Below are 13,004 nucleotides of genomic sequence, written 5' to 3' on the forward strand. Positions count from 1 at the left end.
TCACCTTTTTACGACAAGTTATCCTTCAGATAAATAGTTAATGTTTCATATACACGTTAATACTACACATAGTTTCTTATTTTTATACGCTGACCTTTTTTAACGTAAACTCTTGGAACTCTTTTAGTAATCATACAAATTACTTCGTAGCTTATAGTTCCTATTAGTTCCCCTATTGTGTCTGCTGTAAATTTATTATTATCATCTTCCCCCATTAGTATAACCTCATCTCCAACTTTTACTCCATTAATTTCCGTTACATCAATCATGCACTGATCCATGCAAATCCTACCTATTACCGGAGCAAATCTACCTTTTAAGATAACCTTTCCTTTTCCAAATAGAAGCCTTGTATAACCATCTGCATAACCAACTGGCAGTGTAGCTATAATACTTTCTCTTTCTGTTTTATACTTTCTGCCATAACTCACGTATTCTCCAGGGGGCAATGTTTTTATGTGTACAACATTCGTTTTTAATGTCATTACCGGTATTAAATTTATGTTTTCCTTGTTCACCTGACTGGATGGATAATATCCATATATTATTATTCCTGGACGTACTGCTTCATAATGAGTTTCTGGCAAATCTATAATAGCGGCACTATTAGCCATGTGCCTCATGTTTATGTTCACATCTTTCGCTTTCAACTTCTCGTAAAAATCATCATATTTTTTCGCTTGTTCATAAGTATAAGTTTTATCCTTTTCATCCGCTGAAGAAAAATGACAAAACATTCCTTCTATAATTATGTTGGGTAGCTTATAAATATTATATACTTCTTCTGCACTTTCTTCTGTTGGCAGAAAACCTATCCTTCCCATCCCCGTATCTACAACTATATGAATTCTAGCTATTTTGTTTTTCTTTTGAGCAGTTGTTGATAATTGTTTTGCAAAGTCATAACTAAATACAGCTTGTTCAATATCATATCTCAATAAATCACTTATTAAATTTGGAGGTGTGAAACCTAGAATCATTATCGGGCATTTTATACCTGAACGCCTTAGTTCCACAGCTTCACTTATTATTGCTACCGCCAGCCTATTAGCTCCATTTTCAAGTAGCACTGGGGCTACATCTATAGCCCCATGGCCATAAGCATCTCCCTTTACTACAGCTATGATATTTTCACTCTTAGATATTCTCCGAATTTCTCTCATATTATGAGCTAACTTATCTAAATCAACTTCTGCCCATACCGGCCTTAAATGCCTAAACATGGCCTTCACCTCACCTGTTATTTTGATATAATTTATCTGTTTGTGTTTTTAACATTACTATTGGATTAGAAAATCTGATGCTTCAACCTTCACATTAGGAAGAAATTTAGTATATGTTATATGAATTTTTTCTTTACCCTTAACATCGTAAATAATCATTTTCTCTGGTATCATGCTTTTAGTGTTAACATAAAGCAATGCATTATTAATGTTTTTATTGTTACCAGGTATAAATAGATTAATTACTGTATATTCAATATCATTATCGCTTTCAATAGCATATTTTATTTCTTCATTTGTATATAATAATCCTATGTACTCCCCTATAAAACTCAGTTTAAACAGTTCGTCAAAATCCTTGCTCTGTATATACTTTGTACCACTGTTTTTGTCACTAACATAAATATTATCATCTGTTTTATAAATGAACACTCTGTCACTATTTAGCTCTAATTTGTATCCGCCTCCCCTCAAATATGACTGTGTTGCCTTATAGTTAATAGTCTGCCTGTCATTTTTTATATCCATGCTCATTTCTGTAGTATAACTTTCAATATTTTTTAAGAAAGTTGTAATGTCATTAGTATCCTTTGGTTTTTTATTACATGAAGTTCCTAGTAATAAACACAAAAGCATTAAAAGGCTGAAAAATATTAGTCTGTTTTTTTTCATTGTATCCTCCTAGCATTTCTCTAGTGTACAAAACAATTATTAGTTGTCATGTACTACAACAAATCATTTCACTACTAATACTATTACTCATCCTTTAATACTATTACTAAAACAACTATTTTTCCACTTCTAATATAGCATAAGCCACTGCACTTTCTTCCCCATGTGATATGCTAAGATGAATGTTATATGGTCCTTCGCTATTAGCTATTTGCTTTGCTTTACCTTTTAAAATAACTATCGGCTTTCCAAGTGTTGTCCTGTCAATCTCAATATCTCTAAAATCAAAACCTCTAAAGCCTGTCCCTAAAGCTTTTGCTACTGCTTCTTTAGCTGCAAACCTCCCAGACACATATTCCGGCCTTAAATTTCTGCTCCTAAGATAATCTAATTCAGTCTCTGTAAAAATCTTTTCTAAAAACCTATTATTTCTCTCAATAGCATTTTTTATTCTTTTAATTTCAACAATATCAATACCAACTCCAACAATCAAAACTATCACCTCCACTCCTTAGCTTTTGTTTGCATTTTCAAATTTTATTAATACTATCTAAATCTATAATAATATAATAATACAATAAATTTATGATTATTTATAGTACCATCCATATAATACTTTAGATATGTTAACAAAAATTTCATTATATAACAAAAAGAGGACAAGTCTCCTCATAGAGGGGAGAAATTTCCTCAATATGTTAGTATAATCATATTATTATTAACAAGTCCCTATATTTTTTAACATTTCATCGAAATCAACAATATACTCGTCAATATAGTCACCCAATATATCAATCATATGAATAGGTGATACATTATTGTCATATAACATTTTTAAAAGATTTTTAACTTTATGCCTTTGTGGGCTTATGTTTTCTACACAATCCCTTTCAATGAACACAACAGTATCATCAAGTATGTCTTGTCTTTCTATTTCAATACCATAAGCTTGTACCTGAGTAAGTTCACCATACATTGAGACAGACATCTCACTTTTAACCATTCTGTAAAAGTAATTATGTTTTACATCATTCTCCATCAATTTTTTAGATAAATTTTCAATAATTATCATATATGATCCCCCCGTACTTTTCATTAAATTTATGTTAACATTGTCTTTCAGAAAATTCTGTCATACTATGCATTAGGGTAATAATATATTATCTCTTTAAACTGACAAGTTAAAACCCTCCCACCCATAATGTAATGGTTTACAAGAAATATTTAATCATCGTCTTTTAAATTCACTAGTTTATTTTGTCGAAATTATAATAAATATATATAAAAGTTTTTTTTATTAAATATTGAATATTCACTTGATAATTTGTAACTATTATTTAAAAGAGCTATTAATCCCCAATTAACTGGACATTTTGTAAAAATTTCGTATAACAATCACTTATGCAGTTTATTATTTTAGTCATTATTTAATAGCATTATATAATATGCATTTTTTTACTTTTAGCTTTTGCTGTTTTATTCTTGTTAATCTCATTTTATTTACATATTATACCAATACTGATATAACTCTAATACAATTTTTCTTACAACTGCCTCTTAATATTTTTGTGACCATTTTTAACCTGTTGCACTTGCTGCTCCGTGATATCATGTACTGAAAATTTTGCTTCATTATAGAATGCTGTCATCTCTTCTAAATCATCAGAATTATCCACAACACTTTTAGTTACACTTTTCAGCTGGGTGGCCGTCATGTAAGTCTTATAAATATCAGCTTGCTTGGTTATTTTCTCAAAACCTTTATAAGTATAAAGAATTTTATCTCTATTGCTCCCCCCGCCTGAACCTATCTTACCAAATAAACCCTTGACCCAATGTTTTTTCGTCTTTTTCACAACAATTCTTTCCTTTTCTTCTATAAATCCATTATATGTTTCTGCTTTACTTCTAAATCTTGTTAAAAATTTATATAATACATATAAAATAATCAGTATGATTACAATTTTAAAAACTAAAATAAGTATAGGCTGTAGTTGAAGCTCAGCCTGTGCAATTTCCTTTTTATCAATTGGATGGTTGTTAATTATAGCCCCATTGTTTATTGTATGTTCGCCTAATATACTTTCATCCGGATTTTTCAAATCCACCCCAGAAATAGATCCCATTGCAGGTCCAAAAATTTTAGACAGAATTGTTATTATTATAATCAATACAAAATCTATTAAATCCTTAAGTATACCTAATAATCCACTAACAATTTTGCCAGCATAATCTAAAGATAAAGTAAGCACTGAGATTCCTATTATTATATTTGTAACCATTGAAGTTTTGCTTTTAATATCATATACATATTTTTGCGTTTCTCTCATAAGTATTATAATCATGATTATATAGAGAATATGAAATTTATAAATTTCATCTACAAAATCTGTACCCAATCTAAATGAAATGATCCAGATGAATATAAGTAAAGCAATAGATTTATTTATATCTTCTTTATATTGAGAATGATCTATAGGTGCATCCTCCAAAAGATAAATTGTAAAAACAGAAAATAACAAATAGATTGTATTTAAAATACTAGCTAAATCTTTAAAAAATATAACAGAAGCTATAATGCTAACCCCCAAAGGTAAAATAACAAGGATTTTTTTGTGCTTCAAACTGGCAACATACTGCGTCAAAAACACAACGCATAAGCAAATTAAGAACAGTTTATACTCTACTGGATTTTCAAATAACCATTTACTTAAAGTTGACCAAATTATAAAAGAAATAGTAACAAAGCTTATATTATATATACTCTTAACTTTTCTATGCCCGCTCATAGTTACATCTCCCCTTTATAATTTATCTTCTCGACACCTGAAATGCATTCAACAGTAGCATTTGAAGAAACATCTATGATTTTAATTAAAATTCCCCGTCTTTTAAGTTTAGATAAAATAAAAACACTATCTTCATCTAAATAAGGCGTAATAATTACATAAGTACAATTCGGGCTAAATTCTTTTATCTTGCCTCTTAAGTAATCGCTAAATTTCAGGTTAACTGTATAGCTCATCCTTGCACTTAGTTCCATTATTTTCTTAAGTGCATTAATATCCGGGTAAACTTCAGAAGATTCTTTTATTTGAACGCCTATTAATTGAGAATTGGTCCACATTCCTACAGGAACTCCTTGTTTAATAGCAAAGGATGCTAAGGAAGCTGCCACTTTAATTCCATTTTCTATAAATAGTGGTTGAATATTGGACCAAAAAGGTTCTCCACATTGACCATTAACAATGATAGTAATCTCTCTATCTGAAGTAAAATCATATTCTTTCACCATAAGCCTGTCCATCTTCAAACTAGATTTCCAATGAATATCCTTCATTCTATCCTCTACGTTATATTCTCTTACGCCTTTAATATATAATGGATCCTTATGAATCCACCTTTTAACACAAGTATCACCTTGTATATTGGTATTTACAAATTCCAGATCATTTATATTAATAATTTCAGGGTAAACCAAAAATTCTAGAAAGTCACCTACAGTTTTGGTTTCTGAAGAGTATCCAAATAAATCTCCTACAGTAACGTCAATATCTTTTAAAACATAAGTTCCACGATGACTACACTTCAATTTATAAGTCCTTCTTTTTCTTTGGTACCAACCTATAGTGTATTTACTTAGACGCCATAAGTCATCCCCTTTTGAAGCTTTAACAGTGTCTGATACGAACTCTATAGCTGTAGGCATTTTCTCCTTTAACGTTAAAAATGATATGGGCAACCTTTTATTATTTTCAATAGTTGTAGTTAATGTAAATTCTTCACCCGGAATCATTCTATCTTTACTTATACTTCTAGTTATTTTGAGATTACAAAAACCTTTTCTTCGTGTAAACTCAGCAATTAAAGCGATAATAGCAAGTATGGAAAGCATTAAAGCAAATCGTATAAACATAACTCGCCCCCTACAACGTTTCTAGTGGAGCTTTAATCGTACTTATTATTTCCTCTATAATTGATTTACTCTTGTTTCCTGAACTAAGTTCATTTCTAAGCATCAATCTATGACTTAAAATAGGAATTGCCAATTCTTTAATATCCTCAGGAATCACGTAATCTCTTCCGCGTATAGCTGCAAGTGCTTGACTTCCCTTCATCATGTTTAGAGTGGCTCTAGGACTACATCCAAGTTCTATCTCTCTATGATTTCTTGTAGCATTCACTATTTCTATTATATAATTTTTTATTTCTTCACTTACATGTACCATAGTATAATTATTTTGAACGTAAGCTATGTCTTCCATGGTAACCACAGCCCTAAGTTCATCCATAGGATCCACTTTCATGAATCTATTCATCATAGTCTTCTCTTCACATTCATCTGGATACCCCATTGAAATTTTCATGAAAAATCTATCTAGTTGCGCTTCTGGAAGCGGAAAAGTTCCAAACTGTTCCACTGGGTTTTGAGTAGCTATTACGAAAAATGGTCTTTCAAGTTTTATAGTATTCCCCTCCACAGTTATCTGTCCCTCTCCCATACACTCTAAAAGTGCCGACTGCGTTCTAGGTGTGGCTCTATTAATTTCATCAGCTAAAACAAATTGACTTAAAAGTGGCCCGGACCTAAACTCAAAATCCTCTTTTTTCTGATTATAAAAATATATCCCAGTTAAATCTGAAGGGAGCAAATCTGGAGTAAACTGTATCCTCTTAAAACTGCAATTCATAGTTTTTGAAAGACTTTTTGCAAGCTTAGTTTTCCCAAGTCCAGGAACATCCTCAATAAGAACATGCCCAGAACATATAAAGCATACTATAACTTTTTCAATAGTATCTTCTTTACCTACTATAACTTTACCCACATTATCAACAATTATTGCCTTAAATTCCTCAAATTTCTTCGTATCCATTACTTAGCCCCCTTAGCTTCTATTGTTTATTACTAATTTATTTAATGTATGTATATTATTTATTTTAGCATGCTTCGCCCTAAAATTATACCAATTATTACTATTTTCAACAAATAAATTTCTTCGTATATTCTAAAAAAAACCTTTACCCCTGAAGGTAAAGGTTTTTTTGCTATAGTATATTTAAAAAAGCTGGAAAAGCTAAACTTAAAGCAGTAACGATAATTCCACAAATAAAAGATCCTATAACTGCACACATAACAGATTTTTTGAAATCCAACTTTAGAAAAGCTGCTATTGCAGTTCCCGTCCAAACTCCCGTAGTAGGAAGCGGTATAGCAATAAAAGTTATAAGTGCAATTTCTTCAAACTTTTCAAATTTAGCTTTATTCTTGTTTATCTTTCTGTCTATTAAATTATAAAAACCACTAAAGAATTTATATTTTCCTAGAAAGTCAAATATTTTATTGAAGAATATCAGTATAAATGGAACTGGAAGCAAACTTCCAACAAATGATAAAAAGAACACTGTTAGTGGATTAATGTTATACTCGTATATTCCAATGGGTATAGCCCCTTTCATCTCCACTAGAGGAACTGCTGACCATAGTAATACTATTAACCAATTCATAAATTATCTCCTTGTATATAAATTTCAATATTAACTATAAGTTTTATAGTTTTAAACATCGACTACATGATGTTGTCTTTCCTCGCCAACAAAAAACACTGCCAGTGCAGAAGGACCACTAAATCTTCCCACAACTGGTCCGATGTAATGTATAATCACTTCTTTAACTTGGACCCTTGCAAGTATTTCCTCTTTAAGTTTTACAGCTTCAGAAGCGCAATCAGCATGGCAGATAGCTATAGTTTGCGACTCAGGATTTTTAATCTTATCCACTAATATTTCAGCCAGCTTAGTTATGGATTTTTTACGTCCCCTAACCTTTAGCACTGGAATTACACGCCCCACCTGATTAAGAGTAAGAATAGGCTTTATATGTAGTACTAACCCTAAGGTAGCAGCTACATTAGATATCCTTCCACCTCTCTTTAAAAAGTTTAAATCCTGTACAGTAATGTAAGTATTTAAATTTGGTACGTCTTTTTCAATTTCCTGGACTATTTGTTCTGCGGTATATCCTTCATTTTTAAGTTCCACAGCCTTCATAACCATAAGCCCTTGTCCAAGTGATGCTGTTAACACATCAATAATATGTATTCGTACGCTAGGAAACTCTTCTAATATAGAAGTTCTAGCAATATTAGCACTATTGTAAGTCCCACTAAGACCTGAGGAAACTCCAACATAAATTATATCAAGTCCAAGTTCTGCGGCAGGTTTAAAAATATTATAAAAACTTTCAGAATTCGCCTGAGAAGTATTAGGAAGCGCACCAGCCCTAAGGTCATCAAAAAACTGTTTTTGCGTTTTACTTTGTCCTAAATCATCTAAGTATTCTTTATCATTATAACTATATGGTAACATAGCAAATGGAATTTTGTTACCATATATGTATTCTTTAGGCAAATCACAGCAAGAATCTGTCATAATAACAAAATCTTTCATTTGTTTTCCTCCTTCAATTTTTCATGTGTTTGTTAAAACTATCGTATTTCAGTATAGCTTATTTAAATATTCCTTTAAAAACTATAGCATAAAAACCCCCCACTGTAAAACAAAAAAGAATGCACAATATGAGAATTTTCGGTAATTTGTTATTGCTTTCTAAAAATTCTTATATTATAATATAAATAATAATTATTATTCTTAAATAATTATTAAAGGAGAGTTGAAAATGAAGGCATTAGAAGTAAAAAAAGATATATACTGGATAGGTGCTCTAGATCCTAAACTGAGAATTTTTGATATAATCATGTACACTCCTTTTGGTACTACTTATAACTCTTATGTAGTAAAAGGCAGTGAAAAAACCGCAGTATTTGAAACAGTTAAAATAAAATTTTTCGATGAATATCTGGAAAGATTACAATCATTAGATATTAACATAGAAAACATTGATTACATAGTAGTAGACCATACTGAGCCAGACCATGCAGGCTGCGTGGGTAAACTTTTAGAAATCTCTAAAAATGCTAAAGTAGTAGGCTCTGCTGCTTCCATTAAATTCCTTAAAGGGATTATAAATAGAGATTTTGAGTACATAATTGTAGGAGATGGAGATAGTATAAGTCTTGGAAATAAAACCTTATCTTTCATATCAGCCCCTTTCCTTCACTGGCCTGATTCCATTTATACCTACGTTGCAGAAGATAAGCTGCTTATCACTTGCGATTCTTTTGGAAGTCATTACTGTAATTCAGACATGTATAATGATTTAAATAGTAGCCAGGAAGATTATAATGAAGCCTTAAAATATTATTTTGACTGTATTATGGGACCCTTTAAACCGTATGTTTTAAAAGCCATAGATAAAATAAAGGACCTAAAGGTAGATATAATTTGCCCCGGTCATGGCCCTATTTTAAGGGAAGACCCTTGGACTATAGTAAACAAGTACAAAGAGTGGAGTTTACCAGAAAAATTATCAAAGGATCCACAAGTAACCATTTGCTATGTTTCTGCTTACGGATATACTGAGTCGATAGCTAAAAAAATAGAAGAAGGAATAAACTCTCATTGTAATTTCAAAGTTAAGTCTTATGATGTTATTCATCATGATATAAAGGATATTTTGTGCAGTATAGACAAATCCTCTGGGATAATATTTGGTTCTCCCACTATAAATGGAGATGCACTAGAGCCTATATGGGATATTTTAATAAAACTAAACCCTATAGTTCATGGTGGAAAAGTAGCCTCTGCCTTCGGTTCATATGGCTGGAGTGGCGAAGCTGTTCCTAATATAGAAGATAGATTAAAACAAATTAAACTAGATTTATATCCTTCAATGAAATTCAATTTTAAGCCTACAGAAAAAGATTTAAATTTTGCTTATAAATTTGGAGCATCTTTCGCAGATAAAATAGCTGAAAAGACCAAAACAAGTAGCTGTCCTACTAAACCTTCCACAGAAAAAAGATGGAAATGTTTAGTTTGTAACGAAGAATTTGATGGACCAACGCCACCTGACATCTGTCCGGTATGCGGTGCAAGCGCTGATCAATTCATTCAAATATCCGAAGACGTAGTAGCCTTTAGTTCCGATAAAAAAGAAAAATTTGTAATTATCGGTAACGGTGCTGCTGGATATTATGCTGCAGATGCCATAAGAAAAAGAAATAAAGCGTGTACAATAGAAATAATTTCAGATGAACCCTACTTAACCTATTACAGACCTGCTATTTCTGATGGAATAAGCGAAAACCTTAAAGATGAAAGTTTCTATCTATCTCCAAAAGAGTGGTATGTGGATAATAATATAAGCCTTACCTTAGGAGTAAAAGTTCAAAGCTTAAGCCCTGAGGAAAAGCAAATATTACTTGTAAACGGCAAGGCTGTAAGTTATGACAAACTCATACTAGCAAATGGTAGTAAAAACTTTATGATTCCCGTAGAGGGAGTAGATAAAGAAGGTGTATTCACTTTAAGAAATCTAAAAGATTTGCAGGCTATTAAAAATAAAATGAAAACCGCTAAAAAAGTAGTAATTGTAGGTGGTGGACTACTGGGACTTGAAGCAGCCGATGAAATTAAAAGCTCTGGCCTTAATGTTTCCGTAGTTGAATTTAGTGATTCTCTACTTAGTAGACAACTAGATAATGAAGGTAGCCTTATACTTAAAACTGCAGTTGAAAGCCGAAACATTGAAGTTATACTTTCTGATTCCGTAACAGTTATACAAGGTGAAACTTCTGTTACCGCAGTTAAACTTAAAAGCGGAAAAACACTAGACGCGGATCTTGTGCTATTTTCAACAGGTATTGCACCAAATAAAAATATAGCAGATAATACTAATATAAAAGCCAATAAAGGCATACTAATAAATGAAAATATGGAAACTAATATTAAAGATATTTATGCCTGCGGAGATATTGCAGAATTCAACGGTAGAGTATATGGCAATTGGCCTGCCGCTATAGAAATGGGAAAAGCTGCCGGTATGAACGCAGTAGGCGAGACTAAAATCTACGTTCCATCCCTAGGCGTAATTTCCTTTAATGCAATGGGCCTAGAACTATTATCTGTAGGTGAGATTTCTAGAGATGCATCCAAAACTCTTAGCACAACTGATAAAGAAAATAAAACATATAAAAAATTATTCTTCACTGAAAATATCATAATTGGCGGTATTATAATAGGAGATAACAAATCTTCAGCAAAACTAATAAGTGACATCGAAGATTCAAAATCATTAAAAGAATTAATATAGTGCCACCCCAACCTTGGTTGGGTCACCCTCGTGGCAAGTTGCAAAATGTACAAACGCAAAAGCACATAAGACTTAAAAATCTTATGTGCTTTTTTTTGCTATTAAAATCCATTATGTAAATAATATAACTTTTATTATGTTTTATATATTAAGTTCCAAGCATCTCATAGTATTTCAATAGCTTAAAAAGCCTAAAATAACAATGACAAAATATTTTTTTAGAAGGAGGTTTATTTGTGGCAAAGAATAAGAATGAATATCTCAATCACCAACGTGCTAAAGTTGAAAAATCAAATATGCTAGAAAATACAATTGAACAGATGGAAAAGTTAGTGCCTATTCTTATTAGAACAGATTACCTATATGATGAAAAAGCTGATCAAAACTCCAAGAAAAGATAAAAAATATAATCTAAAAAAAGAGGAGGAATTGATATGACACATAAAAAACAAATGGCACATAAAAAAAATGATTCTACTAATTTCGAACGTGGCAAGGCAGAAAACACCAATAACTCTGAACTAGAAAATATAGGACTGAATAATATAGAAGGCATAGAAAGCGATAAGGATTTACTTCAAAAACAAGATTTAAAAATGAGAGGATATTTTTAAATATATAATAAATACAAACCGTCAAAATCATAAAGATTTGGCGGTTTTTATTTTCTTTGTAATATTTTATTTTTCTTTCCTTTTTTCTTAGCTTTGATAGTAGCTGCAACCTCTGCATCTGTCTTAAAAGGATATTTAGAAATAATTTTTCTGTTTACAATCTTCAAATACTCTTGACTTCGGACATATCTATCTCCATTTTCTCTCTCCACAATAAAAGTTCTAGGATAGTATACTCCTCGTTTCTCGTCCTTCTCAATACCTAGATGAATCCTACGCTCATATTGAGTATCATAAAGTAAAAACTCACAAGATATCTTAGAATGTATTATATTATTACTAAATTTTATGAGTGCGGGGCTGTTCGCTTATTCCCTCACAAGACTTAAATTCTTTCAAGTCTATACATAGATTATACTCCTTTTAACCAAAGAATACAAGAATCATGTTATATATAATAATCTCTGATTTTTACGGGGATTTTGTATTTGCAAAAGATTAGAATTTCTTAATCAAAAGTTTCTTGTTTAGAGTTCAGTTGCAAGGCACGCCGGAGGAGTCATCCATTATTACTTTGCTAAAGCTTCAGCTATAAGCCTTACCACATATTCCATGTCTTTTGCACTATTCTCAAAATCTAACCCATCCACATTTATCTTTAAGATAGGAGATATATCATAATCCAAAAAATAAGCTCTATAATTAGCATTCAACTTTTCCCAATACTCACGTTCCACAATTTTCTCGTATTCTCTGCCTCTTTTATTTATTTTAGCCATAGCTAAGTCTACAGAAGTCTCTAAATATACAAGTAGTTTAGGTGCCTTGCAATGCTCAATCATATTCTCAAATAGATCCATATATAGATCAAATTCTTCCTTACACATTTCCCCAGCTTTATTTAACATTTTAGCAAAAATCACATCTCCGTAAATACTTCTGTCCATTACTGCATTTTTCACTTTTGAAGCGTCCTTTATATGTCTAAATCTCTTATTAAGAAAAAATATTTGAAGTGGAAAACTATATCTTTCTCTATCATAATAAAACTTTTCCAGTATAGGGTTCTCAGCCACTGGCTCTTCAAAAGGAATATACCCCTTCTCAGCCAATATATTCATAAGAGTACTCTTCCCTACTCCAACTACTCCATCTATAACTATCATATCCCATGTACCTCCTCGTTCTATCTTGCTCAATGTATCCTTATAAAATCCCATACTCGCCTCCCCCCTCATCTATACTTTTTACAAATAATCGCCTTTTAATACTCTTACCCACAAA

At 31.4% G+C, this 13,004-nt stretch carries 14 protein-coding genes; 3 read left to right on the plus strand and 11 right to left on the minus strand.

What is annotated here, in order from left to right; translation table 11 throughout:
• Positions 1–62 precede the first annotated feature (62 nt).
• From alr to ACREWB_RS12045, 9 genes are all read right to left on the minus strand, one after another.
• Complete coding sequence (alr, locus tag ACREWB_RS12005; protein ID WP_431547673.1) at positions 63–1,223, minus strand: alanine racemase; 1,161 nt, start codon at positions 1,221–1,223, stop codon at positions 63–65.
• Between the two features lie 57 nt (positions 1,224–1,280).
• A complete protein-coding gene (locus ACREWB_RS12010; protein ID WP_431547674.1) occupies positions 1,281–1,895 on the minus strand; it encodes a germination lipoprotein GerS-related protein in 615 nt (204 codons plus the stop codon).
• 115 nt (positions 1,896–2,010) lie between these two features.
• Positions 2,011–2,388 carry a holo-ACP synthase gene (locus ACREWB_RS12015; protein WP_431547675.1) on the minus strand — a complete coding sequence of 126 codons (378 nt, stop codon included), beginning with the start codon at positions 2,386–2,388 and terminating at the stop codon, positions 2,011–2,013.
• A 225-nt stretch (positions 2,389–2,613) separates the two neighbouring features.
• A complete protein-coding gene (locus tag ACREWB_RS12020) occupies positions 2,614–2,967 on the minus strand; it encodes a DUF6514 family protein (RefSeq protein WP_431547676.1) in 354 nt (117 codons plus the stop codon).
• Between the two features lie 472 nt (positions 2,968–3,439).
• Positions 3,440–4,684 carry a hypothetical protein gene (locus ACREWB_RS12025; protein ID WP_431547677.1) on the minus strand — a complete coding sequence of 415 codons (1,245 nt, stop codon included), beginning with the start codon at positions 4,682–4,684 and terminating at the stop codon, positions 3,440–3,442.
• 2 nt (positions 4,685–4,686) lie between these two features.
• Complete coding sequence (locus ACREWB_RS12030; RefSeq protein ID WP_431547678.1) at positions 4,687–5,811, minus strand: DUF58 domain-containing protein; 1,125 nt, start codon at positions 5,809–5,811, stop codon at positions 4,687–4,689.
• Positions 5,812–5,821: 10 nt separating this feature from the next.
• Positions 5,822–6,769, minus strand: a complete 948-nt coding sequence (locus ACREWB_RS12035; protein WP_431547679.1) for an AAA family ATPase — start codon at positions 6,767–6,769, stop codon at positions 5,822–5,824.
• A gap of 172 nt (positions 6,770–6,941) precedes the next feature.
• Positions 6,942–7,400 (minus strand): COG2426 family protein, encoded by a 459-nt coding sequence (locus ACREWB_RS12040; RefSeq protein WP_431547680.1) that lies wholly within the window; start codon positions 7,398–7,400, stop codon positions 6,942–6,944.
• Positions 7,401–7,451: 51 nt separating this feature from the next.
• The gene (locus ACREWB_RS12045; protein ID WP_431547681.1) at positions 7,452–8,342 is read right to left on the minus strand and encodes a DegV family protein; all 891 of its coding nucleotides are present in this window, start codon (positions 8,340–8,342) and stop codon (positions 7,452–7,454) included.
• A gap of 229 nt (positions 8,343–8,571) precedes the next feature.
• Between ACREWB_RS12045 and ACREWB_RS12050 the strand changes: the two genes are divergently transcribed.
• From ACREWB_RS12050 to ACREWB_RS12060, 3 genes are all read left to right on the plus strand, one after another.
• On the plus strand, positions 8,572–11,106 hold the full coding sequence (locus tag ACREWB_RS12050) for an FAD-dependent oxidoreductase (RefSeq protein WP_431547682.1): 2,535 nt from the start codon (positions 8,572–8,574) through the stop codon (positions 11,104–11,106).
• Positions 11,107–11,342: 236 nt separating this feature from the next.
• The gene (locus ACREWB_RS12055; protein ID WP_431547683.1) at positions 11,343–11,507 is read left to right on the plus strand and encodes a hypothetical protein; all 165 of its coding nucleotides are present in this window, start codon (positions 11,343–11,345) and stop codon (positions 11,505–11,507) included.
• 33 nt (positions 11,508–11,540) lie between these two features.
• On the plus strand, positions 11,541–11,720 hold the full coding sequence (locus tag ACREWB_RS12060) for a hypothetical protein (protein WP_431547684.1): 180 nt from the start codon (positions 11,541–11,543) through the stop codon (positions 11,718–11,720).
• 47 nt (positions 11,721–11,767) lie between these two features.
• On the opposite strand, the gene ACREWB_RS12065 is transcribed toward ACREWB_RS12060, so the two are convergent.
• Positions 11,768–11,932 (minus strand): hypothetical protein, encoded by a 165-nt coding sequence (locus ACREWB_RS12065; protein ID WP_431547685.1) that lies wholly within the window; start codon positions 11,930–11,932, stop codon positions 11,768–11,770.
• Between the two features lie 357 nt (positions 11,933–12,289).
• Complete coding sequence (locus ACREWB_RS12070) at positions 12,290–12,940, minus strand: deoxynucleoside kinase (RefSeq protein WP_431547686.1); 651 nt, start codon at positions 12,938–12,940, stop codon at positions 12,290–12,292.
• Between the last annotated feature and the right edge of the window lie 64 nt (positions 12,941–13,004).

Source organism: Clostridium sp. (assembly GCF_050717635.1).
GTDB lineage: Bacteria > Bacillota > Clostridia > Clostridiales > Clostridiaceae > Clostridium_AD.